The sequence below is a fragment of the Vibrio metschnikovii CIP 69.14 genome (assembly GCF_000176155.1).
Classification (GTDB): domain Bacteria; phylum Pseudomonadota; class Gammaproteobacteria; order Enterobacterales; family Vibrionaceae; genus Vibrio; species Vibrio metschnikovii.
The window spans coordinates 1,340,785-1,366,634 of the sequence record NZ_ACZO01000006.1 but is presented as its reverse complement, the minus strand read 5'-3'; the positions used below and the strand labels follow the sequence as shown (position 1 = coordinate 1,366,634).

Genomic DNA, 25,850 nt, shown 5'->3' with positions numbered 1-25,850 from the left:
TGCATTTTCAGTAGTGTTGGTCAATTACCAGCCTTTGACTGCGCCACCATGGAAAATTTCTGAGGCGGCTTTATACACGTCGTCAGTTTGATATGCTTTGAGGAAATTTTGTACGTTCTCAGCATTAACATTATCTTGACGAGCAACCAGTAGGTTCACGTAAGGTGAGTTTTTATCTTCGACAAAAATACCGTCTTTTTCAGGGGTAAGATTAATCGAGCTGGCGTAAGTGGTGTTAATGATGGCTAGTGCGACATCATCCAAAGCGCGAGGTAGCTGAGCGGCGTCCAGTTCCATAATGCGCAGGTTTTTCGGATTGTCAGTGATATCACGTACGGTCGCAAGTAGGCCAATATCATCACGTAAGGTGATTAAACCTTGTTGTTGTAGCAGCAATAAAGAGCGACCTAAGTTGGTTGGGTCATTGGGCACCGCGACTCGTGAACCGGTAGCTAATTCATCAAGAGTGGTGATTTGTTTTGAATAGCCAGCGATAGGATAAACAAAAGTGTTACCAACAATCGCTAGCTTATAGCCGCGATCGGCAATTTGGCGATCTAAATAAGGTTTATGTTGAAATGCGTTAGCATCAATCGAACCATCGTTAAGCGCAGCGTTTGGGGTCACATAGTCAGAAAATGTCACCAGTTGAACATCCAGATTGTAGCGCTCTTTGGCTACGCGAGCCGCCACTTCCGCCACTTGTTCTTCAGCACCGGCAATCACGCCAACTTTGATTTTGTTCATGTCGACCGCTTTTTCGCCGCATCCCGTTAATACAATAGCCGCGGCAGCAATCGCCAATAAACCTTTAAGTGAAAACTTCATTATTATCTCCTTGTTATATAAACATTATTATCTATGATCAACGCGGCGCACTAAGTGGTCACCAACCGATTGAATAATTTGTACCAAAATAATTAGCATGATGACGGTGACGGTCATGATGGTGACGTCGTAGCGATGAAAGCCATAACGAATCGCCACATCACCTAAACCGCCGCCTCCCACGGTGCCTGCCATGGCTGAGTAGCTGACTAAGGTCACCAAGGTGATGGTTACCGAGTTTAAAATGGTTGGCATAGCTTCAGGTAACAGGACTTTACGAATTATTTGTAAAGGCGTTGCGCCCATGGCTTGCGCCGCTTCAACCAGTCCGCTTGGCACTTCAATTAATGCTCCTTCAATTAAACGGGCAACAAAAGGAATCGCACCGATGGTTAAAGGGACAATTGCCGCAGTGGTGCCAATGAAAGTACCGACCAGCATTTTGGTGATCGGAATGATAGCCACCATCAACACCAAAAACGGAATCGAGCGGCCAATATTGACGATAGCGCCAAGGACACGGTTCAGTTTGGTATTTTCCAATAACCCGCCTTGTTTGGTGGTATGTAAAATAACCCCGAGTGGAATGCCGATTGCGAAGCCAATAATGCCAGCGACTGCCACCATATAAATGGTTTGCCAAGTGGCGCTGAGTAGTAAATCACCATTAAAAGCGATCCAGTCGATAATCGTATTAAAGGACATAACCAAGCACCTCAACTTTTACATTATTGTCGCGAAGATAGTCTATCGCCGCCGCAGCATTATCATCATCACCGAAAATTTCCGCCACCATCATGCCAAATTTCACCCCGCCAGCGTAATCAAGATCAGAGCTTAAGATACTGACGTCAATATTAAATTTACGGGCGATTTGTGACATTAATGGCGCGTCAACAGTGGCTCCTGTGAATTCCAAGCGCACTAACGGATAGCTTCCAGCCACACGAGTCGGTTGTAAGCGAGCCTGATAATCTTCAGGAATAGACAGATCTAACGTTGAGCGAATAAATTGATGGGCTAATTGGGTTTTAGGATGTGCGAAAATATCGCCTACCGTGCCTTTTTCCACCAATTCGCCATCACCGATGATCGCCACTTGGTGACAAATGCTTTTCACGACATCCATTTCATGGGTGATAAGTAAAATTGTGATATTCAGTTTGCGGTTAATTTCTTTCAGCAGCTCTAAAATTGATTGAGTTGTCGCCGGGTCAAGCGCACTGGTGGCTTCATCACATAACAGCACTTTGGGTTCGCAAGCCAGCGCGCGAGCAATCGCCACACGCTGCTTCTGGCCGCCACTTAAATTGGCAGGATAGGTATGACGTTTATCCGCTAAACCGACGAGTGTTAGTAGCTCGCTAACTTTGTGCTCAATATGCTCATGGGTATGATTAGCCAGCTCTAATGGTAGAGCAATATTATCGAACACGGTACGGGAAGAAAGCAGATTAAAGTGCTGGAAAATCATCCCAATATTGCGTCTGGCTTGGCCTAATTGCTGATTCGTTAACTGAGTTAAATCAATCCCATCAACAATCACACGTCCACTGGTCGGTTTTTCTAATAGGTTAACGCAACGGATGAGAGTACTTTTCCCCGCTCCCGATGCGCCGATGACACCAAAAATCGTTCCTTGGCTAATCTCTAGATCAATGTTTTTCAAAGCGTGAATAGCTTTATCACCCTGATGAAAGACTTTATTAACTTGATGAAGTTGAATCATAAACGAAACCCGTATCGAGATAGGCGCATACACCTGAACTGTCCTTTGATTTGATGCTATGAGTTCTCGCTTTTTAAGTCAATAGATATTTTTACGTCTAGACGTCTAAATTGCTGTGAAATAAAAGTAATCAACTTAACGACTCATTAAGGAAGGAATAGTTGAAGTGCTGACGTTACTGGCAGTGATGCAATACTTTTGCGTGTAGCATCTTGAGTATAGTTGAGTATAATTCTTAGCAAATACATCCTAAGAGAGCAATATTTTGGCGAAACCTGCTGTGTTTTTGGATCGTGATGGTGTGATTAATGTCGATCATGGTTATGTGCACGATGAGCACGATTTTCATTTCATCGAAGGGGTCTTCACTGCGGCAAAGCAGTTAAAAGAGATGGGTTACTTATTGGTACTGGTGACCAACCAATCAGGGATAGCTCGTGGATTGTTTAGTGAAGATCGTTTTCTCTCTTTAACGCAATGGATGGATTGGAACTTTGTCGATCATGGTGTCGAGCTGGATGGTATCTATTATTGTCCACATCATCCAGAACATGGCGTTGAGCCGTATCGTCAAGAGTGTGATTGTCGTAAGCCTAAGCCGGGAATGTTGTTTTCTGCACGCGACTTTCTAAAAATAGACATGGCGAACTCAGTGATGATTGGTGATAAAGCGGAAGATATGATGGCTGCTCAAGCGGCAGACGTTGGGCGGAAAATTTTAGTGCGTACTGGTAAAGCGATTACTCCACAAGGTGAAGCGTTGGCTGAGGTTGTGTTGGAGAGTATTGCCGATGTGCCTGCTTATTTGGCAGCTCAATCGTTGGTGGCAAAGGATTAATGGCTAAAAAACTGACCATAACCGACATAGCTCGCCTTTCAGGTGTCGGTAAATCGACGGTATCTCGGGTATTAACCAATGATCCGAAAGTAAAACCTGAAACTCGGCAACGAGTCGAGCAGGTGATTGCCGAGTGCGGTTATGTACCTTCGAAGTCCGCTCAGTCGATGCGTGGCGGCAGTCAAAAAGTGGTGGGGGTGATTATTTCCCGCTTAGATTCGCCATCAGAAAATCGTTCGATCAGCAGTATGTTACAGGTGCTGTATGCGCACGGTTATGATGTGGTGATCATGGAGAGCCAATTTAATCGTGATAAAACCCGTGAGCATCTCAACGTACTTGAAAAGCGTAATGTCGATGGTGTGATTGTCTTTGGTTTTACCGATATTGATTTAACGTCATTAGCAGAGTGGCAAGATAAAGCGGTGTTGGTTGCCATGGATCATGATTCCATTTCTTCGATTAATTACGACCATCAAGCTTTAATTGAAGCAGCCTTAACCCATCTTAAGCATAAAGGATTAACCAATATTGCGTTTATTGGCGTTAATCCAAAAGATAAAACAACCGGTTTAATGCGCTTACAAGCTTATCTGAATTGGTGCCAACAGCAGGGTATCGAAGCCAGATTTGAAACCGGTGAGCTACACCATGAAAGCGCTTATCAGTTGGTTGATAACGTTTTAAATGCTCATACTGAGGCCATTGTCTGTGCCAGTGATACTTTGGCTTTGGGCGTCATTAAGCGCTTACAAGAGCAGCAGCGTGATGACATTGTTGTAACGGGTGTCGGTGGTAATGAGCTGCTGTCTTTTTTATTTCCTAACATCTATAGCGTTGATCCGGGTTATCGTCAGGCTGGCAAGCAAGCCGCAGAGCTACTCATTAAACACTTATCTGGTGAGTTAACCGAACCGGTACATTTAACTCAACCCCCCGCTTATTTTAGATAACGCCATGAGTGTTGGGCTTTCTAGGTGATCTGAAAACTCTTCATAATTATCAGTGGGTTATTCTTCATTTTACGTTAACTCTGTATGGTCGGAGTTAACGTATTTTATCCCCACTTTCTTTTAACGCGACGACCTTTGTTAACCTAGCGACCACTGCAAATTCTTTGGATGTTGCGTATCTCTTTTACTATTGATGATTCGATTGTTTGTGATCGCTTTCAATTAATGGGATTGTTCCCATTTTGGTTTTTCATTCATTGTGCCATTATTCAATCAGATTTGGGATTGTTCCCATGGTAAGTTCAACTATTATAAGTAAAAACCAAATAGGGTGGATAAGGGTATGGGTAAGATAGTCAAACAAGACGTGGTACGTCTTATTGAGCTGATCGGCGGTAATGAAAATATTGCTAGTGTCAGCCACTGCTTAACTCGCTTACGTTTTGTATTAAATGATACTGAAAAAGCCGACATTAAGCAGATTGAAACCATTGGTATGGTCAAAGGTTGCTTTACTAATGCTGGGCAATTTCAAGTGGTGATTGGTACTGAGGTTGACGAGGTTTATAAAATCTTGCTGCAACTGACGGGTAAATCAGAAGCGTCAAAAGACGATGCCAAACTTGCCGCGCGTAAAAATATGAATGCGTTAGAGCGTGGTATTTCCCATTTAGCTGAAATCTTTGTCCCGCTTCTGCCTGCTATCATCACCGGTGGTTTGATTTTAGGTTTCCGTAATGTTATTGGCGACATCAAGATGTTTGATGGCCAAACATTAACTGAAATTAGCCAGTTTTGGGCCAGTGTCCATGCCTTTTTATGGTTAATTGGTGAAGCGATTTTCTTCTTCTTACCGGTCGGGGTGTGTTGGTCGACAGTGAAGAAACTCGGTGGGACACCGATTTTGGGGATTACTCTGGGGGTAACCTTAGTTTCTCCGCAATTGATGAACGCCTATCTGATTGGTACTCAAGTGCCAGAAGTCTGGGATTTTGGTTGGTTTGTGATTGAAAAAGTTGGCTATCAAGCACAGGTTATTCCCGCCATTCTTGCTGGGGTGGTGCTGGCCTTTATTGAAACCAATCTCAAACGCATTATTCCCGCTTATCTCTATTTAGTGGTGGTGCCTTTCATTTCGTTGATTTTAGCAGTGATTCTGGCACACGCGTTTATTGGTCCATTTGGACGCGTGATTGGTGATGGGGTGGCTTTTGCGGCTAAAGCGGCGATGACGGGTGATTTTGCGGTATTGGGTTCGATGGTGTTTGGCTTCCTATACGCGCCACTGGTGATCACCGGTATTCACCACACCACTAACGCGGTTGATTTGCAACTCATGCAGCAACTGGGTGGTACACCGATTTGGCCGCTGATTGCACTTTCTAATATTGCGCAAGCGTCAGCGGTAGTCGGCATCATCATCATCAGTAAAAAACATGGTGAGCGCGATATTTCGGTACCGGCGGCTATTTCCGCTTATCTTGGGGTTACCGAGCCTGCGATGTACGGTATCAACCTCAAGTATAAATTCCCAATGTTGAGCGCGATGATTGGTAGTGCACTGGCCGCGGCAATTTGTGGTAGTGCTGGCGTGATGGCTAATGGCATCGGCGTTGGTGGCTTGCCAGGTATTCTCTCCATTCAACCGCAATATTGGCTGACTTTCTTAGTCGCGATGGTCGTGGCGATTATCGTTCCGGCTGCCTTGACCTTAGTGATGTACAAGCGTGCGTTAGCCAAAGGCGAATTAGAAGTCAGTAAAGCGTAATTAGCATTTTTAGAGTGGCTCATTGGCCACTCTGTTCATTATTTTGGTAAGTGAGTAAGTTATGAGTGCAGTTAATCAAGATCCGTTATGGTGGAAAACCGCCACCATTTATCAAATTTATCCTAAAAGCTTTTGCGATAGCGGTAATAAAGGCACTGGCGATATTCCGGGTATTATTTCTAAGCTCGATTATTTGCAGAAATTAGGTATCGATGCCATCTGGTTAACGCCGGTTTATCAATCCCCGATGATCGATAATGGTTATGATATTGCCGATTATTATGCCATTAACCCCGATTTTGGCACTATGGCTGACTTTGATCAGCTATTAGAACAGGCGCATCAGCGTGGTATTCGTATCATTATGGATATCGTGGTTAACCATACTTCCACTGATCATGCATGGTTTCAATCGGCTCTGGGCGATAAAAATAGTCCTTATCGTGATTACTATATTTGGCATGATCCGGTCGAGGGTGGTGTCCCCAATAATTGGCAATCAAAGTTTGGCGGCAGTGCATGGGCGCTCGATAAAGCGACCAATCAATATTATCTTCATCTATTTGCTGAGCAGCAGGCGGATTTAAACTGGGAAAACCCTCAGGTTCGTCAAGAAGTCAAAGATGTGATTGCATTTTGGGCTGAAAAAGGCGTTGATGGCTTTCGCTTAGATGTGATCAATCTGATTTCCAAGCAGCAGGATTTTCCTAACGATCAGCAAGGGGATGGCCGCCGTTTTTATACTGATGGTCCGCGGGTTCATGAGTACCTGCAAGAGATCAGCCGCGATGTGTTCCAGCGTTATGGCAGCGTAACGGTCGGTGAAATGTCGTCGACGACTTTAGAACATTGTCAGCAATATTCTTCGTTAGACGGTAAAGAGTTGTCGATGGTATTTAATTTCCATCATCTTAAAGCCGATTATCTCAATGGTGAAAAGTGGACCAAAGCGCCGTTTGATTTTCTGCAATTGAAGCAAATTTTCAATCATTGGCAGACGGGGTTAAATGGTCAAGGATGGGGAGCGCTGTTTTGGTGTAACCACGATCAACCGCGGGTCGTTAGCCGCTTGGGCAATGACAGCCAATATCGGGTTGAATCGGCGAAAATGTTAGCGGCCTCGATTCATATGATGCAAGGGACTCCTTATGTCTATCAAGGGGAAGAGATTGGCATGACTAACCCAGGTTACACTTCCATTGAGCAGTATCGTGATGTGGAAAGCACCAATATGTATGACATTATGGTTAATCAGCAAGGGGTTAGTGAGCAAGAGATGTTGGCGATTTTGGCGCAAAAATCTCGTGATAATTCTCGCACGCCGATGCAGTGGAACAGTCAAGTTTATGCTGGGTTTAGCCAAGGTCAGCCTTGGTTAGAAGTGTCGAGTAATTACCCACAGATCAATGCTGAACAAGCGTTAGCCGATAAAAATTCGGTGTTTTACTTTTATCAACGTTTGATTGAATTGCGTAAAACGGTACCGGTTATTACCCGTGGTGATTATCGAGATCTCTTGCCGTCACATCCGGCAATTTTTGCCTATCAACGTCAAGATGATCAGCAAATCCTGTTGTGTATCAATAACTACTATGATCAAGAACAAGAGTGGGTGTTACCCGAAGAGTTGGCTTTAGATAAGGCTAGTTATCTATTAGGTAACTATGCCGGTATTGAGCAGCAATCGGTGTTAGCACACCAAGTTCTCCGTCCCTACGAGACGCGAGTGATAGTGATTGATCGATAATCCTGATTGAGTCTTCTAGTTAAGATTCGATTTTTGGCTTCACGTATAATAACGTGAAGCCTTTTTTATTATCTGAAGGTTTATTTGCTAGAGGGGATAGCATGGATTTGAAGATGAAAAAAGCCTGCTCATTGAGCAGGCTTTTTAATATGGTGGAGGGGGACGGATTCGAACCATCGAAGGCGGAGCCGGCAGATTTACAGTCTGCTCCCTTTGGCCACTCGGGAACCCCTCCAAGGGGGTTTACGGATAACGTATTCGTTATCACGTCACTTAACTGACGTTTTCCCAACGCATCAATCAAGGGTTTCTCTTGCGAGAGAATATGGTGGAGGGGGACGGATTCGAACCATCGAAGGCGGAGCCGGCAGATTTACAGTCTGCTCCCTTTGGCCACTCGGGAACCCCTCCAGGGGGTTTACGGATAACGTATTCGTTATCACGTCACTCAACTGACGTTTTCCCAACGCATCAATCAAGGATTTCTCTTGCGAGAGAATATGGTGGAGGGGGACGGATTCGAACCATCGAAGGCGGAGCCGGCAGATTTACAGTCTGCTCCCTTTGGCCACTCGGGAACCCCTCCAGGGGGTTTACGGATAACGTATTCGTTATCACGTCACTCAACTGACGTTTTCCCAACGCATCAATCAAGGATTTCTCTTGCGAGAGAATATGGTGGAGGGGGACGGATTCGAACCATCGAAGGCGGAGCCGGCAGATTTACAGTCTGCTCCCTTTGGCCACTCGGGAACCCCTCCAAGGGTTTACGGATTAACTAGATTCAATCCGAGGCTGAATCGACGTTTTCCCAACGCATCGCTCAGCTGCGGAGCGCATATTATCAAACTCGGCCTTACTGTAAACCCTTTTTTGATGATTTTGAATTGAATGCTGGCTTTTTGGGCAGAACATGGCAGATATTAAGGTTTATCTTCATTATGCTTGGTTTGCTTCATGTTGTGATGGTGTAAGCCATCATCTTGCTCTCAAAGCCCTTATTAATGATGTATCCCCTTCCTACTTGAAGTTGCAGCGGTGTTGGCTACGTTGGTTCACTCCAATCACATAAGTTTGCCTATGCTCATGGGGACTCACTCACCTGCCGCCTACCTGCAACTCCAAGTCGTTGGGGTGTATATCGTCCATCATCAAAGTGTTGCGAACGTTAGCGCCTCTATTCTAAGCTTTACTCACACGGGTAAAACTTACCGTTTTTAAAAGTATCTTTACGTTACTTGACGTTTATGTTCACAGAAACGGTTACAATAGAATCAGTAACTTATTACCTGAACCTGATCATGAAAAAAATATCGCTACTTGTTGCTTTGTTATTAATCTCATTGCCGACTTTTTCGACTATGGCTTCTGCCCCCATGGCGACGCCTGTGGTGATTGAGTCGGTACAAGTTCATCAAATTTCTCAACGTTTATCGTTAATCGGCAAATTAGTCGCTGATCAATCGATAAGTATTTCGGCCGAGGCGGCTGGACGAATCGATAGCATCATGGTTAAAAGCAATCAGTTGGTTAAAAAAGATCAATTGCTGATGACGTTACACGATGCTAAAGCCCAAGCTGCCGTCAGCGAAGCACAAGCCTATTTACGTGATGAACAGCGTAAACTCGCGGAATATGAGCGTTTGGTGCAACGCAATGCGATTACTCAAACTGAGTTAGACGCTCAACGCTCCAGTGTTGATATTGCCCAAGCAAGACTGGCGGCTGCTCAAGCTCAGTTGGCTGATTTTCGTATTACAGCGCCGTTTGATGGCACGATTGGCTTTATTGATTTTAATCGTGGTCAGTTAGTGAGTGTCGGGAACGAACTCATGACATTGGATAACCTATCGGTGATGCGCTTAGACTTACATGTACCAGAGCGTTATTTATCGAGTTTATCACGCGGGATGACCGTATTAGCACAAACGACCGCTTGGCCTGATCAAGTCTTCACCGGTACAGTCGTTGCGATCGATTCACGGATTAATCCAGAAACATTAAATTTACGCGTGCGGATAGAATTTAAGAATCCTCAGCAACGTCTTAAACCAGGGATGCTTATCTCTGCGCGACTCGATTTTCCGCCCATTTCCGCTCCGATCATTCCGGTACAAGCTTTAGAATATTCAGGCACCAAACGCTATGTCTATGTAGTTGGTGATGATCATCGAGTGACTCGTACAGAGGTGCTATTGGGCACTCGAATCGACAATCAAGTGGTGATTGAACGAGGATTAGAGATTGGTCAACGCATTGTGGTTCAAGGAATTGTCAATATGCGTGACGGGTTAAGCGTGAGAGAAGTCACAGCCGACGGTCAACCGATTAAGAAAGGCGCACAATAATGTTGTTATCGGATATCTCAGTAAAACGCCCCGTTGCGGCGGTGGTGTTAAGCTTACTATTGTGTGTTTTTGGTTTGGTTTCTTTTTCTAAACTTTCTGTACGTGAAATGCCGGATATTGAAAGTCCAGTGGTATCAATTTCGACACGATACAGCGGTGCTTCTGCGACCATTATTGAAAGTCAAATCACTTCAGTACTTGAAGACCAATTGGCCGGGATCAGTGGGATTGATGAAATTAGCTCAACCACCCGTAATGGCATGTCCCGAATTACCGTCACCTTTAAGCTTGGTTACGATTTAAATGAAGGGGTGAGCGATATTCGTGATGCCGTTGCGCGGGCGAAACGATCACTACCAGAGCAAGCTGATGATCCGCAGGTGTTTAAGAGTAATGGTTCGGGTGAGGCCTCGGTATACATTAACTTAAGCTCATCCACGATGGATCGTACTCAGCTTACCGATTATATCGATCGCGTACTGGTTGATAGGTTTAGCTTGATCAGTGGCGTTAGCTCAGTGGATATTTCGGGCGGCTTATATAAAGTCATGTACGTTCGTCTTAATCCAGAACAAATGGCAGGGCGCGGTATCACCACCACCGATATTACCAATGCATTACGACGAGAAAATATTGAAAGCCCCGGCGGACAAGTTCGTAATGATTCTACGGTGATGTCAGTGCGCACGGCGAGAAGCTATCAAAGTGAAGAGGATTTTCAGTCATTAGTGATTAAACAAGCCAGTGATAATACGCCGATCTATTTGCGCGATGTGGCGGATGTCTTTATCGGGGCGGAAAATGAAAACTCGACCTTTAAAAGTGATGGAGTGGTCAATGTCAGTATGGGGATTATTCCTCAATCTGACGCTAATCCGCTTGAGGTAGCAGCTCGGATTCATCAGGAAGTCGATCGTGTTCAGCCGTTTTTGCCAGAAGGGACTCGATTAGCAATTGATTACGACTCAACGGTGTTTATTGAGCGTTCGATTGAAGAGGTCTATAGCACGCTCTTTATTACCGGTGGGCTGGTGGTACTGGTGCTGTATATTTTTATTGGTCAAGCGCGTGCGACCTTAATACCTGCGGTTACCGTACCGGTTTCATTAATATCGTCGTTGATTGCTGCCTATTATTTTGGTTTTTCGATTAACTTGATCACGTTAATGGCGTTAATTTTAGCTATCGGATTGGTGGTGGATGACGCGATTGTGGTGATGGAAAATATCTATCATCATATTGAACAAGGAGAGAAACCCTTGCTGGCGGCTTATAAAGGGGCGCAGGAAGTGGGGTTTGCGGTGATTGCCACGACACTGGTTTTAGTGATGGTTTTTTTACCGATCTCGTTTATGGATGGCATGGTAGGGTTACTCTTCACTGAGTTTTCGGTGCTGCTAGCAATGTCCGTGATTTTCTCTTCTTTAATCGCGTTAACCTTGACCCCGGTTCTCAGCAGCAAAATCTTACGCGCCAATGTTAAACCGAACCGTTTTAATCGTATGGTCGATAAACTGTTTGCTCGATTAGAAGCCAACTATCGCCGTGCTTTACAACTCGCTTTACGTGCAAAGTGGGCCGCTCCGCTAGTGATCATCGCCTGTGTTGGGGGGAGCTATGCGCTTAATCAACAGGTTCCCGCTCAGTTAACCCCTTCTGAAGATCGCGGCGTGATTTTTGCGTTTGTGCGTGGTGCTGATGCGACCAGTTATAATCGCATGGCAGCTAATATGGATTTGGTCGAATCACGGTTAATGCCATTACTCGGCCAAGGCTTTTTAAAATCCTTTAGTATCCAATCACCAGCTTTTGGTGGTAACGCAGGGGATCAAACTGGCTTTGTGATCATGATCCTCGATGATTGGAATGAGCGCGATATCACCGCTCAACAGGCTTTGAATCATGTACGACAAGCGCTGGCGGGTATTCCTGATGTGCGTGTGTTCCCATTTATGCCGGGGTTCAGAGGCGGCTCTAGTGAACCGGTGCAGTTTGTTCTTGGCGGATCTGATTATGAAGAGCTACAACAATGGACTGAGGTGCTTAAACAGCGTGCAACAGAATCACAGATGATGACTGGTGTTGACAGTAACTATTCAGAGAAAACGCCAGAACTGGTTGTTTCGGTTGATCGTCAGCGTGCCGCTGAACTCGGTATCAGTGTGCAAGAGATTTCCAATACCTTAGAAGTGATGCTCGGTGGACAAAAGGTCACAACCTTTGTCGAGCGAGGGGAAGAATACGATGTGTATTTACGTGGTGACGAAAATCGCTTCAATAACGCTTCGGATTTGAGCCAGATCTATTTGCGAACAGCATCAGGGGAGTTAGTGACCTTAGATACTTTGACCCATATTGAAGAGGTTGCATCATCGATTCGTTTAGCGCGTTACAATAAGCAAAAAGCGATCACTATGACGGCTAACCTTGCCGAGGGGTATACCTTAGGCCAAGCGCTCGACTTTTTGGATAAGACAGCTCAAGAGATATTACCGAGTGATATCACCGTCAGTTACTCGGGGGAATCAAAAGATTTTCGAGAAAATCAATCCAGCGTTGCGATTGTCTTTGCATTAGCTTTGCTAGTCGCCTATTTGGTATTGGCAGCGCAATTTGAAAGCTTCATCAATCCATTAGTGGTGATGTTCACTGTGCCTATGGGCGTGTTCGGTGGATTTGTAGGGCTATTTGTCATGGGGCAGGGAATGAACATTTATAGCCAAATTGGGATGATCATGCTGATCGGTATGGTGACGAAAAATGGTATTCTGATTGTTGAATTTGCCAACCAGTTGCGCGATCGAGGTTATGAATTCGAGAAAGCCATCATTGATGCTTCTGCGCGACGTTTACGGCCGATTCTGATGACGGCGTTCACCACACTGGCTGGAGCGATACCACTGATTTTATCGACAGGAGCTGGCTATGAAAGTCGAGTCTCGGTAGGGACAGTGATTTTCTTTGGGATGGCGTTTGCGTCATTGGTGACATTATTTGTTATTCCAGCGATGTATCGATTGATTTCACAAACGACGCGTTCACCGGGGCACGTGGCTGCTGAATTGGACAAAGCGATCAGTCATGATGTGAAATCACGTGCAACCCATTAATCAATAATGAGCGCTGTTTCGATTACCGTATAAATAAAAAACGCCTTAAACCGATATCGGCTTAAGGCGTTTTTCATGGCTAGCACTTAGATTTAAGGCTGATAAGTAACATTATAGCGAGTGGGTTTATGATTCATACTCAGTACTAGATTCAAGATAATCGCCCCAAAAATGGATAACAACACCGTACTCGGGCTGATAAAGAACAAAGAAGCACTCAGTATTAGCCCGTCGATCACCATCTGTACATGACCCGCAGGTATTGCATACCTATCTTGTATCGCTAAACAGAGGACATTAAAACCGCCTAAACTCGCGCGATGACGAAAAAGAATCAGCATGCCAAGGCCCATTAATAGTCCGCCTGCCAGCGCACAGTAAAATGGATTTATCTCACTAAGGGTAATGAACATGGCTAAATGATCAGTAAAAATCGAGACTAATGCCCCGCATAACGCGCTATTGATAGCAAATCGACCGCCGAAACGACGCCAAGCTAATAAATAAAATGGACTATTAGCTATAAAATACAGCCAGCCAAATGACCAAGGCAAAAAGTGGGTCATCAGCAGTGCCAATCCAGCGGTTCCGCCAGTCAGTAGTTCTCCAGCTTGGAGAAAAAAGACGCCTTGCGCGACTAAGAACGTTCCAGTCAGCATGGCGATTATATCTTCTTTGTGGGTGTGTTTATCCATTGCTACAGCTCAAAAGATCAATCGGATTAGAGGGAATAGTTGCGCGCTATAGTAATGAAAAGTGGCGATTTTCGGTAGCATACAGGCTGAAATTAAGGTAGATCTATGTCATGAGCGTTTTACAGGCTGTAAAGCGTAACATTGACACTTAAGCGATAGGTTCACGTTCAGCGGACTATTATCGTTAGTCATGATGAAAAAACTGCATGATATTTTATGTAATTTACGCTTTATGAGACACGTTAAATTAGGTAGAATGCGCGCCGTTAGGGTGACGAAAACGTTTGCGTTGGGTCATTGTGTGGTTTTTATGCCCAAGAGATACTAAGTCGTTTGGGGATAGCTAATTTCAGATAAATCTGAGTCAGGAGATACAGATGCTTAAGCGTGATATGAATATCGCTGATTACGATGCGGAGTTATTCGCAGCAATCCAAGAAGAAACGCTTCGTCAAGAAGAACACATCGAGCTTATCGCTTCAGAAAACTACACTAGCCCACGGGTTATGGAAGCACAAGGCTCTCAACTCACCAACAAATACGCTGAAGGTTACCCAGGCAAACGTTATTACGGCGGTTGTGAATACGTTGATAAAGCCGAAGCATTAGCGATTGATCGCGCTTGTCAGCTATTTGGTTGTGAGTACGCTAACGTTCAGCCTCACTCTGGTTCTCAGGCTAACAGTGCCGTTTATATGGCGTTGCTTAACCCTGGCGATACCGTATTAGGCATGAGTCTCGCTCATGGTGGTCATTTGACTCATGGCTCCCCAGTTAACTTTTCTGGCAAGCACTACAATATTATTCCATACGGCATTGATGAAAGCGGTAAGATCAATTACGAAGAGATGGAAGCACTGGCTCTTGAGCACAAGCCGAAGATGATCATTGGTGGTTTCTCGGCTTATTCACAAATCGTTGATTGGAAACGGATGCGTGAAATTGCCGATAAAGTTGACGCTTACTTTTTTGTCGATATGGCGCACGTTGCTGGTTTGATTGCTGCTGGGGTTTATCCAACGCCGCTCCCTTATGCACATGTAGTGACGACGACGACCCATAAAACGTTAGCTGGCCCTCGTGGCGGTTTGATCTTGTCCAATGCGGGCGAAGAGATGTATAAAAAGCTTAACTCGGCGGTTTTCCCAGGTGGGCAGGGTGGTCCATTAATGCATGTTATTGCGGCTAAAGCGGTAGCATTTAAAGAAGCAATGGAGCCTGAGTTTAAAGAGTACCAAGCTCGCGTAGTAAAAAATGCCAAAGCGATGGTGGCTCAATTCCAAGAGCGCGGTTACAAGATTGTTTCTAACAGCACCGAAAATCACCTATTCTTAGTTGATCTGATCGATAAAGGCATTACTGGTAAAGAAGCCGATGCCGCACTGGGGGCTGCGAATATCACCGTGAACAAAAACTCGGTACCCAACGATCCGCGTAGCCCATTTGTAACCTCGGGTATCCGTATTGGAACGCCAGCGATCACACGTCGTGGATTTACTGATCAAGATGCACAAGATTTGGCAAACTGGATGTGTGACGTATTAGATAACGTTAATGATCCTGCGGTAATCGAAGCGACCAAACAGAAAGTGTTAGCGATTTGCCAACGTTTACCAGTTTACGCTTAATATTTTGTCATAGTAGATAAAATGGCCCGCTTAGCGGGCCATTTTTGTAATGTGATAACCATCAATCAGCGATATTGATTGATAGGTTCCACGCCAGTGATTAACTCATCGCGTTGAGCCTAGTTATAGGCTGATAACCGTATAGATTCGATAGGATTATTTGACTTCTAATCCCTTCGCTTGCAAATCCGCATGATAAGATGAGCGAACAAAAGGTCCACACGCAGCATGGGTAAAGCCAAGCTCAAGAGCAATCTCTTTTAGCTCATCAAACTCTTCAGGTGGCACGTAGCGCTCAACCGGTAGATGGTGACGACTTGGTGCCAAATACTGACCTAATGTCAGCATCGTTACGCCATGCTCTCGTAAATCTTTTAAGACTTGGATGATCTCTTCTTTGGTTTCACCTAAGCCCATCATGATACCTGATTTGGTTGGTACATCAGGATGTTGCTCTTTAAACTTACGCAGCAATTCTAAAGACCATTTATAGTTTGCCCCAGGGCGCGCTTTACGGTACAGGCGTGGAGCCGTTTCTAAGTTATGGTTAAGCACATCTGGCGGATTGTCTTTGAGTTTTTCTAGCGCAATGTCCATGCGACCACGAAAATCAGGGACTAAGGTTTCGATACGGATCCCCGGATTGAGCGCGCGAATTTCGCGGTTGCAGTCTGCAAAATGTTCAGCGCCACCATCGCGTAAATCATCACGGTCGACGGAAGTGATCACGACATACTTGAGCTTCATATCACGAATGGTTTCAGCGAGTTTTTTCGGCTCAGCGGCATCAACGGCATTCGGGCGTCCATGGGCTACATCACAAAATGGACAACGTCGAGTACAGATAGCACCAAGGATCATAAACGTAGCGGTGCCATGATTAAAGCACTCCGCCAAGTTAGGGCAAGACGCTTCTTCACAGACAGAGTGAAGATTATTTTTACGCATCGCGGCTTTAATTTCTTGTATACGCTGGCTATCGGCAGGGAGTTTTATTTTCATCCACGATGGCTTACGTAGCACTTCTTTTTGCTCAACCGGCATGTTTTTCACCGGAATCAGTGCCATTTTATCGGCGTCACGGTATTTAACGCCTTTTTCCATTTGAATTGGTTTGCTCATGCTATTTTACCTATAAAAGGTGCTTCTGTGCTGAATTCGACTTGTTGATAACCGAATAAACGGACAAGCTCTTGGATCATTTGCTGTTCAATTTCTGCTAAGTTATCTGGCCCACCTAAGTCGCAGACTTGCACCATTTCCATGCCTTGATAACCACAAGGGTTAATGCGCAGAAAAGGAGAAAGATCCATATTGACGTTAAGGGCAAGACCGTGAAATGAACAGCCTTTACGAATACGTAAACCTAGTGAGCATATTTTCTTTCCATCGACATAGACACCTGGAGCATCTGGGCGAGCGGCAGAATTAATATGATAGGTTTTTAAAGTGTCGATCACGAGTTGTTCAATACCAGTGACCAATTCTCGAACGCCGAGCTTCTTGCGTCTTAAATTAATCAACACATAGACCACTAATTGACCTGGGCCATGATAAGTGACTTGACCACCACGATCACTCTGTACGACCGGGATATTTCCTGGATTGAGAAGATGCTCAGCTTTACCTGCTTGACCTTGGGTAAAAACGGGATGGTGTTCAACAAGCCATATTTCATCGGCCGTTTGTTCATCACGTTGATCGGTAAACTGATGCATGGCTTGCCAAACAGGCAAATAATCTTGTCGACCCAGTCGCCTGATAACAAGCGGATTATCCATTGTCGTTGTCCACCAGTGATATATAAAGTTTTTTGATTATAAACATCTTAGACACTTTGAACTACTCATCTCGGGGATTTTTTTACCCTCATTTTTTTTATGAGTAATTTAAGGTAATGAAAAATAAAAAAAAGCAGCATAATGCTGCTTTAAAAATAATGTATAACAATTAAAATTTTTTTGATATTTCGCTGCAACTCAGTGTTACAGAACCATACGAACGATCTCGATATCGCCTAGCTCTTTATACAGTGTTTCTACTTGCTCAATAGACGTCGCCGTGATGGTCACAGAAACCGAATGGTAGTTGCCTTTACCACTTGGTTTAATTCGCGGACTATAGTCACCAGGAGCATGGCGCTGGATCACTTCTAACACAAGTTCTGGTAACTCAGGTTTCGCATGGCCCATAACTTTGTAAGTAAAAGAACAAGGAAACTCTAAAAGATCTTTTAATTTGGCATCAGAGTTAATGGTCATCATAGTGAAAGCTCCAAGATTTGCTTAAGCGGTGGCGGATAGTACCGTCAATTTAAAGATATCTCAAGTTGGCGATAGTTTAACGTGGGGGCGAGTTTCGCTGAGCTAGCAAACGTAGCCCACATCGCAGTAAGTGTTAAAGGGGGGGGGCCCCCCCCTTTAACACTCGGAATTAGAACAAGCTTTTAAAGAGTAGTACTAAGTAATCCCATAGACGACTTAAGAGCCCGCCTTCCTTGACATCTTCTAACGCCATCAGAGGATATTGAGCAATTTCATTACCTTGTACTTGGTAATAGAGGGTACCCACGACATCCCCTTTATTGATCGGTGCTTTGAGCTCTTTTTCTAAGACAAAGCTAGCCGTCAGATCTTTGGTTTGACCGCGTGGCAGCGTAACGTAAGTATCTTGTTTTACACCCAGTGCAACGGTTGGTTTGTCGCCCATCCAAATCGTTTCGTTAACAAAGGTTTCGCCTGCTTTGTGCGGAGCGACTGTTTCAAAAAAGCGGAAACCGTAACTGAGCAGCTTTTTACTTTCCGTTTTACGAGAATTAATATCTTTAGTCCCCATCACGACGGCAATCAAGCGCATATTGCCTTCGGTCGCTGAGCTGACCAAACTGTAACCAGCATTAGTCGTATGGCCAGTTTTAATGCCGTCGACGTTCATACTTTTATCCCAAAGTAATCCGTTACGATTGTATTGGGTTATGCCGTTGTAGGTGAATTTTTGCTCGGCGTAGAGAGCGTATTCATCTGGCACGTCTCGGATTAATGCTTGACCTAATAAGGCCATATCATAAGGCGTAGAGTAGAGTTCAGGGTGATCGAGTCCATGCACATTGGCAAAATGTGTGTTGGTCATGTTCAGTGAACTGGCCCAAGCATTCATGAGATCGACAAAAGCATCTTCTGAACCAGCGACATGTTCTGCCATCGCAACACAGGCATCGTTACCTGATTGAATAATAATCCCTTTATTCAGATCTCGGACTTTAACCGAAGTGCCTACCTCGATGAACATTTTTGATGAATCGGGGTAGTTTTTCGCCCACGCATTTTCGCTAATCACCACATCGTCATCGAGAGAAATATTGCCACGGTTAAGCTCTTGGCCGATAACATAGCTGGTCATCATCTTGGTTAGACTGGCTGGAGAGAGCTTTGTGTTCATCTCTTTCTCAGCGAGGATTTTCCCTGAATGGTAGTCCATCAGCACATAGCCTTTGGCGGCAATTTGTGGGGCATCTGGAATGACAGTAGGTGCAGCAAAAGAGGATGCTGAAAACGTAGCAGATAGCGCAAAAGATGTCGCTAAAACAGAAAATAGAGAGATTTTTTTCATAATAATATTAAAACTATTGGTTAGTTATCGAATAGCTTAACAGAAACGACCTTGCAAATCAGACCGCTCATTCCTCCATGTATCGTTGAGCGGATAAAGGAGAAGACCGATCTGCTTTGCATCGACGTTACGGTTTTGCGTGGTGTTTTCTCACAAAAGCGGTGTCGTAACCGAGCGATTTTACACGCTCAAGTATTTCTTGCGTCAGGGCATAGTCAGTAAACGGCCCTAGAAATAACCGATGCTGTTGATGGTTACTCTCGACAAAACTTGGGACCGTCAGTTGGTCACTCATCTCGGCGGATAACTGCTCTACTCGCTGTTGATGCTGGGAGGCAGCAACTTGAATAACATACTGGGCAAACGGTGTTTTAAGAGGACGATTGCTGTTTCTTTCTACGGTAATGACCGCAATGTCAACATTGGCTGTCCCCGTTTGAATGACGCCTAACTTATACGCGGCAGCGTAACTTAAATCAATAATCCGCCCTTCATGAAATGGACCACGATCATTGACTCTAACAATGGCTTCTCGGCCATTATCCAAATTGGTGACTTTGACATAGCTTGGCAGGGGCAGCGTTTTATGTGCAGCCGTCATTGAATACATGTCATAAATTTCGCCATTAGACGTTAGATGGCCATGAAATTTTTTCCCATACCACGACGCTTGGCCACGCTCAGTGAACCCCTTGGGGTTACGAATGATCTGGTAGCTCTCACCTCGCAATGTGTAATCGCGATTTCCTCCTAGGCTATAGGGTTCGTATTGCGGGTAGGCATCTTCAATATGTGCGACAGAAATCGGCGTATTAGGCGCTACGTCATTAAATAAAGCGTAACGCCCGGTTGGTTTACTGCTGCAACCGATGAGTAAAGCGCTACAAAGTAAGCTCAAGAGCAATGGATAGTGAGATGATTTCATACGGTTCAATTCGCCTTAGAAAACGCTTTACGATGGGTGTGAATCGACATCAAAATGCCAAATCCGGCCATGAGTGTCACCATCGATGTACCGCCATAGCTGATCAGGGGCAGCGGGACGCCAACAACGGGTAAAATACCACTCACCATGCCGATATTAACAAAGACATAGACAAAGAAACTTAAAACTATACTTCCCGCCATCATCCGACCAAAAGCGGTTTGAGCACTACCGGCAAGGTACAGTCCTCGACCAATAATAAATAAATAGGCTGCGAGCAGAGCAAGTACGCCAATCAACCCCCATTCCTCAGCGATGACGGCGAAGATAAAGTCAGTATGCCTTTCGGGTAAAAACTCTAAGTTAGACTGGGTACCATGTAACCAACCTTTACCTGATAAGCCTCCCGAACCAATCGCGATTTTACTTTGAATGATGTGGTACCCCGCTCCCAGTGGATCGGATTCTGGATCAAAAAGGGTGCGTACGCGAGTTTTTTGATATTCACGCATGAAGAAAAACCACATGACAGGGACAAATGCACTAACGGCGATCACGGCAGCCGAGATGATTTTCCAGCTAATACCTGCTAAGAAAATAACAAAAATACCAGAGGCCGCAATCAAAATGGAGGTACCTAAGTCAGGCTGTTTGGCGATCAATATTGCAGGGAAAAAGACCATCATTAATGCGACGGTTAAGGTCATTACATCAGCGGGGATTGGCCGTTGACCAATATATCGTGCGACCATTAATGGTACAGCCAGTTTCAGCAGTTCTGACGGTTGAAAGCGGATAAAACCAAGGTTGAGCCAACGTTGCGCTCCTTTGGAGGATTCTCCAAAAAAGAGTACCCCCAGCAACAATATCACACCACAAAAAAACAGCAGCGGCGCTAAACGTTCGTAGCTTCTCGGTGAGAGTTGTGCTAAGCCAACCATCACTAAAAGTGCCATAACCATACGCATGGCTTGGCGCTCCATCATCGCTAAACTTTGTCCACCAGCACTGTACATCACCACCAGACCAAATCCCATGACTACTAATAGAGCAAGCAATAGGGGAAGATCAATATGTAAACGTTCAAAGAAAGCCCGGTTTTGTCCGGTAGCGGGATCCATCTTCATTATGGTTTATCCTCTTGTGGCCCCAAGATTACATGATCAAAAATTCGTCTCACTACCGGCCCGGCGACACCGGAACCACCACCTGCGTTTTCGAGTACTAAGCTGACGATCAGTTTCGGATGGTCGATGGGCGCAAAACCCACGTAGAGAGCATGATTGCGTAAATGTTCAGCCAGTTCGTCGGCGTCATACTCTTGACCTTCCGCTAGGCCAAAGACCTGTGCGGTTCCTGATTTGCCGGCACTTTTGTATTTTAAGCCTTGAAAGGCACGTCGAGCGGTGCCTCGACTACCGTGGTTAACCAGATACATCCCTTGTATCGCAATATCCCAGTACTTGTCATCGATTTCATCAATAGGAGGGAAGGTCACGTACTCAGTCTCTTTTTGAGTCGAAAAGGGCTGACCATTTTTAATCGTAGAGCGCAGCAAATGCGGGGCAATCACTTTACCTTTATTCGCAACCACTGAGGTCGCTTTCGCCAATTGCATTGGTGTTGCGGTCCAATAACCTTGACCAATTCCGACCGGGATGGTGTCACCTTTATACCAAGGGGTACGATGACGAGCCATTTTCCATTCACGAGTGGGCATATTGGCTCGACTTTCTTCGAAAATATCGATGCCAGTTAAATCCCCAAACCCAAAACGCATCATCCAAGTCGATAGGTTATCAATTCCCATGTCGTAAGCAATTTGGTAGAAAAAGGTATCTACCGATTCTTCAATCGCTTTTAAAATGTCAACCCGGCCATGCCCCCAACGGAGCCAATCTCGAAAGGGGCGTGTATCGGAATTAGGGATTTGCCAAGAACCATGATCGTTACGTGTCGTTCTTGGCGTAATGATACCGTCATGCAATGCAGCTGGAGCAATAAATGGTTTAACCGTTGAAGCTGGTGGATAAATCCCCAAGGTCGCTCGGTTAACTAAAGGACGGTTAATGTCATTCAGTAACTTATTGTATTCGGTTGACGAAATGCCATGCACAAAAGGATTCGGATCATAACTTGGGCTTGAGACCATCGCTAGTATGCCGTTATCTTCTGGATCTAAGACAATCGCCGAGCCGCGGCGACCGTCAAGTAATTGATGGATATACAGCTGTAGATCAATATCCAAATTGAGAACAATATCTTTACCGGGAGACGGCGGCACGTATTTCAACGTCCGAATAATACGTCCACGGCTATTGACTTCAACTTCTTGATAGCCAGCGGTGCCGTGTAACAGATCTTCGTAGTAACGCTCAATGCCTAATTTACCAATATCCCGTGTTGCTTGATAATTGGCGGCCTTACCTTCACGTTGTAGTCGTTCTACGTCGCGATCGTTAATTCGTGATACGTACCCAATCACATGAGTTAAGACTTCTCCATAAGGATAAAAACGCTTTAAATTTGCGCTAACGGAGACTCCAGGAAAGTTATGCTGATGTACGGAAAACTTCGCCACGTCTTCATGACTGAGTTGTGTGAGTAGAGGAATGGCATTAAAGCGTCGAGTTTGGCGGCGATCTCTTTCGAACGCCGCAATTCGTTCTTCTGGAATGGTTAAAATTTGCTGCAGACGAGCGATGGTATCGTCCATATTGTTTACTTGTTCAGGAATAATTTCCAAGTTAAACACAGGACGATTTTCCGCCAGTAAATGACCATTGCGATCGTAAATTAACCCACGGTTGGGGGCAATCGGGACAATTTTAATGCGATTATCGTTGGAGCGGGTTTTGTAATCTTGATACTGTTTCACCTGAATATGATAGAGGTTGGTGATCAGCACACCCATTGCCACGACAATTCCCATGAAAGCGACGATAGCTCGACGACGAAACAGTCGGGCTTCCGCTTGGTAATCTCTGATTGGACTTCGCTTACGCAGCATCGCTCATTACTCTCGATGGTAAGGATGATTGGCCGTGATACTCCATGCTCGATAGAGACTTTCAGCCATAACCACACGCACCAGTGGATGGGGCAGAGTTAAGGGTGATAATGACCAGCTTTGCTCAGCGGCCGCCTTGCAGCTTGGTGCCAGCCCTTCTGGTCCACCAATGAGAATGGACACATCTCGTGCATCGAGTTTCCAACTTTCTAATTGCTCTGCCAATTGCTCAGTATTCCAAGGTTTTCCGGGGATATCGAGCGTAACAATTCGATTTCCCTTGGGTACGGCGGCGAGCATGGCTTCGCCTTCTTTTTGTAAAATACGTGCAATGTCAGCATTTTTTCCACGTTTACCCGCCGCTATTTCGACTAATTCCAATGGTAAATCATGAGGAAAGCGTCGACGGTACTCTTGAAACCCCTCTTCAACCCATTTCGGCATTTTGGTGCCGACGGCGATCAGTTGAATCTTCACACTTAGCCCCAGAGTTTTTCTAATTGATATAAAGCGCGATGCTCTTCTTGCATGACATGAAGCATCGTCGACCCCATATCTAATACGACCCATTCACCTTCTTTCTCGCCATCCATACCGAGAGGCTCTAAGCCAATTTTCTTTACCTCGTTGGCAATGTGATCGGCAATCGAGGCCACATGGCGTTTTGAGGTGCCAGTACAAATCACCATGTAGTCGGTCACACTTGATTTACCTTGGACATCAAGGGTAACGATATTAACGGCTTTCATGTCATCGGCTTTATCAGCAAGGAAATGGGTAAGTTGTTGTTGCTGCAATGGTGAATCCTCATAGTATGGTTCGTTGATGATGGTCATCAAAGGTTATTCTGCTGCTAAAAAAGCGCCGTAGTATAACACGCTTTTAAGTCGGTAAAGCGACGTTTGCTTGCGGTAGGCAGCATTGCAAGCTCAGTTGCTGCATCAGTGGCCAAATGGGTTGGCTATATTGAGTCTTAGCCAATAATTCACACTGAGCAAGTAGTTGCAGCAGTTGACGAAGTTGCGGCACGGATAATCGCTGTAGAGCGGCAGAGTAAAGTGGCCGTTTGGTTTGCCAAATTCGGTATTGATTAAAAACGTTACCTATCGCTTGTGTCTCTATAGCCTGTCGCATCTGCAACAATTGAAACAGTTCTTTTTGTACGGTGCGGATTAAGATAATGACTTCAGTGTCCTCGGCAGCCAGTTGGCGCAAAATACGTTGCGCTCGGTTGGCCTTACCTTCGAGTAAGGCATCGATCCAGTGAAAAGCGGTAAACTGGTTGTGGCGACTGAGCGACTCTTCTAAACGTAATAATGTTAATTGCCCATCAGGATAAAGGAGCACTAATTTTTCTAGGCTTTGTACCAAAGCCAGTAGATTGCCTTCGTGCCATTGAGCGAGCATTTGAATCGCTTCGTTATCCGGTTTTAAACCTAGAGCTCGGCAGCGAGTCGCCACGAACTGAGGTAAACGAGAAAGTTCAGGCGTTAAGCAGTTAACCCAGCAAGCCTGTGCACTTAATGTTTTAAACCATGCGGTATTTTCTTGTGCTTTAGCCAGTTTTCCACCGATGATCACCAGTAAAACATCAGGACTCAGCGTTGCTGTTAAGCTGGCGAGCTCTTTACCTAATGCTGCGTTAAAGCCATTCTCTGCGACTTCTATTTCTACGATCTGGCGTTGAGAAAAGAGGCTCATGGATTGGCAACAATCATACACCTCGTTCCAATTGAGGGACGCATCGGCATTAAAGCGGTATTTTTCAGTAAATCCTTGCTCTCGCGCTTTGCGTTCAATCGCTAAACGTGATTCTTGAATCAATAAGGGTTCATTACCCAAGATTAAATAGACAGCAGAGAGCGAGCGGTTGAGGGTTTCGCTGAGTTTGTCGGCGTACAATCGCATGGTTAACCCTATAACATATTAATGGTATTTGAGTTATCAAGCTCAGATTGAGTTTGGACGTTAGAGTCAGTCTCTTCAAAATTACCATTGGGTATGCTGGCCTTTAGGCGAGCCATTTGGCGAATAATTTGACTGGCGGCTAGCTTACGCATTTCATCGACGATCATTTCTCGTTCAGCAGATTTCGCTAACGCAGTCAGTGGGTTATCTAAGTAACTGCGAGTCACACTGGTGGAAAACGTTCTTGTACCAACCTCCGGTATAGTGACGCGATAAGAAGTATTAAAGGTCAGCTCTTTTTCGGCGGCGCGAGTATTTTGATACAGCGATAAGGTTCGCTCACTCAAACTTTCACCATTGAGATGCAAATTAGCTACATTACTCGCCGGTTCAACGAGTTGGATCTCGTTCATGCGCAGTTGACCTTTGACGAGCCGTGTTAAGGTGCTGTATTGATCGTTACTGGTCAGAGACATCATGCTTAACTCTTCTGGGATGTCATAGTCTCCACGTAAATGGAAGCCGCAGCCAGCGAGAAAAGTTGAAGCGATCAGCAAAAGAATCAACAAAGGTCGAGTTGTTACAGGCAATATAAAACGCATGGGGTATTCGTTCTCGTCAGTGAGTTTACTTATCTCAGTTTACCGCATTCGATAAACTGAGATAAGTAAACAGGGCGCAAGCCCTGTTTATGTGCTAATAACGAAAAAGTTGTGGCTCGGTCTAATAAGGTGGCCATTCGATCGGTTTTCAT

The 25,850-nt window shown here is 45.0% G+C and carries 22 protein-coding genes and 4 tRNA genes; 7 read left to right on the top strand and 19 right to left on the bottom strand.

What is annotated here, in order from left to right; genetic code table 11:
• Positions 1-24: 24 nt before the first annotated feature.
• The 3 genes from VIB_RS09570 to metN are packed head-to-tail and all read right to left on the bottom strand — an operon-like array spanning position 25 to position 2,557.
• A complete protein-coding gene (locus tag VIB_RS09570) occupies positions 25-828 on the bottom strand; it encodes a MetQ/NlpA family lipoprotein (protein WP_004395740.1) in 804 nt (267 codons plus the stop codon).
• A 27-nt stretch (positions 829-855) separates the two neighbouring features.
• A complete protein-coding gene (locus VIB_RS09565) occupies positions 856-1,533 on the bottom strand; it encodes a methionine ABC transporter permease (RefSeq protein WP_004395739.1) in 678 nt (225 codons plus the stop codon).
• Positions 1,523-2,557: a methionine ABC transporter ATP-binding protein MetN gene (metN, locus tag VIB_RS09560; protein ID WP_040904568.1), complete on the bottom strand. Its 1,035-nt coding sequence runs from the start codon at positions 2,555-2,557 to the stop codon at positions 1,523-1,525. Before metN ends, VIB_RS09565 begins: the two co-directional genes overlap by 11 nt.
• A gap of 265 nt (positions 2,558-2,822) precedes the next feature.
• Between metN and gmhB the strand changes: the two genes are divergently transcribed.
• The 4 genes from gmhB to treC all read left to right on the top strand — a co-directional run bounded on the left by gmhB (position 2,823) and on the right by treC (position 7,863).
• The gene (gene gmhB, locus VIB_RS09555) at positions 2,823-3,395 is read left to right on the top strand and encodes a D-glycero-beta-D-manno-heptose 1,7-bisphosphate 7-phosphatase (RefSeq protein WP_004395737.1); all 573 of its coding nucleotides are present in this window, start codon (positions 2,823-2,825) and stop codon (positions 3,393-3,395) included.
• Complete coding sequence (gene treR / locus VIB_RS09550) at positions 3,395-4,348, top strand: trehalose operon repressor TreR (protein ID WP_004395736.1); 954 nt, start codon at positions 3,395-3,397, stop codon at positions 4,346-4,348. Before gmhB ends, treR begins: the two co-directional genes overlap by 1 nt.
• Before the next feature lie 343 nt (positions 4,349-4,691).
• Positions 4,692-6,116 carry a PTS trehalose transporter subunit IIBC gene (treB, locus tag VIB_RS09545; RefSeq protein ID WP_004395735.1) on the top strand — a complete coding sequence of 475 codons (1,425 nt, stop codon included), beginning with the start codon at positions 4,692-4,694 and terminating at the stop codon, positions 6,114-6,116.
• A 61-nt stretch (positions 6,117-6,177) separates the two neighbouring features.
• Positions 6,178-7,863 (top strand): alpha,alpha-phosphotrehalase, encoded by a 1,686-nt coding sequence (gene treC / locus VIB_RS09540; RefSeq protein WP_004395734.1) that lies wholly within the window; start codon positions 6,178-6,180, stop codon positions 7,861-7,863.
• 150 nt (positions 7,864-8,013) lie between these two features.
• On the opposite strand, the gene VIB_RS09535 is transcribed toward treC, so the two are convergent.
• From VIB_RS09535 to VIB_RS09520, 4 genes are all read right to left on the bottom strand, one after another.
• Positions 8,014-8,098: transfer RNA gene (locus tag VIB_RS09535), tRNA-Tyr, on the bottom strand.
• Between the two features lie 91 nt (positions 8,099-8,189).
• Positions 8,190-8,274: transfer RNA gene (locus tag VIB_RS09530), tRNA-Tyr, on the bottom strand.
• Between the two features lie 90 nt (positions 8,275-8,364).
• Positions 8,365-8,449 (bottom strand) — tRNA-Tyr (locus VIB_RS09525).
• A 90-nt stretch (positions 8,450-8,539) separates the two neighbouring features.
• Positions 8,540-8,624: transfer RNA gene (locus tag VIB_RS09520), tRNA-Tyr, on the bottom strand.
• 540 nt (positions 8,625-9,164) lie between these two features.
• Between VIB_RS09520 and VIB_RS09515 the strand changes: the two genes are divergently transcribed.
• Both VIB_RS09515 and vexH read left to right on the top strand, forming a co-directional pair.
• On the top strand, positions 9,165-10,211 hold the full coding sequence (locus tag VIB_RS09515; protein ID WP_040904566.1) for an efflux RND transporter periplasmic adaptor subunit: 1,047 nt from the start codon (positions 9,165-9,167) through the stop codon (positions 10,209-10,211).
• A complete protein-coding gene (gene vexH, locus VIB_RS09510; RefSeq protein ID WP_004395732.1) occupies positions 10,211-13,321 on the top strand; it encodes a vibriobactin export RND transporter permease subunit VexH in 3,111 nt (1,036 codons plus the stop codon). The genes VIB_RS09515 and vexH overlap by 1 nt, the downstream gene beginning before the upstream one ends.
• A 92-nt stretch (positions 13,322-13,413) precedes the next feature.
• Here vexH and VIB_RS09505 read toward each other — a convergent pair whose 3' ends face one another.
• On the bottom strand, positions 13,414-14,016 hold the full coding sequence (locus tag VIB_RS09505) for a YitT family protein (protein ID WP_040904564.1): 603 nt from the start codon (positions 14,014-14,016) through the stop codon (positions 13,414-13,416).
• 377 nt (positions 14,017-14,393) lie between these two features.
• Here VIB_RS09505 and glyA point away from each other — a divergent pair, with 377 nt between their 5' ends.
• Positions 14,394-15,644, top strand: a complete 1,251-nt coding sequence (gene glyA / locus VIB_RS09500; protein WP_004395731.1) for a serine hydroxymethyltransferase — start codon at positions 14,394-14,396, stop codon at positions 15,642-15,644.
• Between the two features lie 156 nt (positions 15,645-15,800).
• Here the strand turns inward: glyA and lipA are convergent, their stop codons facing one another.
• The 11 genes from lipA to VIB_RS09445 form a co-directional block, all read right to left on the bottom strand.
• Positions 15,801-16,766, bottom strand: a complete 966-nt coding sequence (gene lipA / locus VIB_RS09495) for a lipoyl synthase (protein WP_004395730.1) — start codon at positions 16,764-16,766, stop codon at positions 15,801-15,803.
• On the bottom strand, positions 16,763-17,425 hold the full coding sequence (lipB, locus tag VIB_RS09490; protein WP_004395729.1) for a lipoyl(octanoyl) transferase LipB: 663 nt from the start codon (positions 17,423-17,425) through the stop codon (positions 16,763-16,765). Before lipB ends, lipA begins: the two co-directional genes overlap by 4 nt.
• A gap of 204 nt (positions 17,426-17,629) precedes the next feature.
• Positions 17,630-17,908: a DUF493 family protein YbeD gene (gene ybeD / locus VIB_RS09485; RefSeq protein WP_004395728.1), complete on the bottom strand. Its 279-nt coding sequence runs from the start codon at positions 17,906-17,908 to the stop codon at positions 17,630-17,632.
• Positions 17,909-18,077: 169 nt separating this feature from the next.
• Complete coding sequence (locus VIB_RS09480) at positions 18,078-19,253, bottom strand: serine hydrolase (protein WP_040904560.1); 1,176 nt, start codon at positions 19,251-19,253, stop codon at positions 18,078-18,080.
• 127 nt (positions 19,254-19,380) lie between these two features.
• Positions 19,381-20,178, bottom strand: coding sequence for a septal ring lytic transglycosylase RlpA family protein (locus VIB_RS09475; protein ID WP_004395726.1), 798 nt, complete (start codon positions 20,176-20,178; stop codon positions 19,381-19,383).
• A gap of 5 nt (positions 20,179-20,183) precedes the next feature.
• Positions 20,184-21,305, bottom strand: coding sequence for a rod shape-determining protein RodA (gene rodA / locus VIB_RS09470; protein WP_004395725.1), 1,122 nt, complete (start codon positions 21,303-21,305; stop codon positions 20,184-20,186).
• On the bottom strand, positions 21,305-23,188 hold the full coding sequence (gene mrdA / locus VIB_RS09465; protein WP_004395724.1) for a penicillin-binding protein 2: 1,884 nt from the start codon (positions 23,186-23,188) through the stop codon (positions 21,305-21,307). The genes rodA and mrdA overlap by 1 nt, the downstream gene beginning before the upstream one ends.
• Positions 23,189-23,194: 6 nt before the next feature.
• Complete coding sequence (gene rlmH, locus VIB_RS09460; protein ID WP_040904558.1) at positions 23,195-23,665, bottom strand: 23S rRNA (pseudouridine(1915)-N(3))-methyltransferase RlmH; 471 nt, start codon at positions 23,663-23,665, stop codon at positions 23,195-23,197.
• Between the two features lie 2 nt (positions 23,666-23,667).
• Positions 23,668-24,024 carry a ribosome silencing factor gene (rsfS, locus tag VIB_RS09455; protein WP_372447417.1) on the bottom strand — a complete coding sequence of 119 codons (357 nt, stop codon included), beginning with the start codon at positions 24,022-24,024 and terminating at the stop codon, positions 23,668-23,670.
• Positions 24,025-24,070: 46 nt separating this feature from the next.
• The gene (gene holA / locus VIB_RS09450) at positions 24,071-25,096 is read right to left on the bottom strand and encodes a DNA polymerase III subunit delta (RefSeq protein WP_004395722.1); all 1,026 of its coding nucleotides are present in this window, start codon (positions 25,094-25,096) and stop codon (positions 24,071-24,073) included.
• A gap of 8 nt (positions 25,097-25,104) precedes the next feature.
• Positions 25,105-25,698 carry an LPS-assembly lipoprotein LptE gene (locus VIB_RS09445; RefSeq protein ID WP_004395721.1) on the bottom strand — a complete coding sequence of 198 codons (594 nt, stop codon included), beginning with the start codon at positions 25,696-25,698 and terminating at the stop codon, positions 25,105-25,107.
• Positions 25,699-25,850 lie beyond the last annotated feature (152 nt).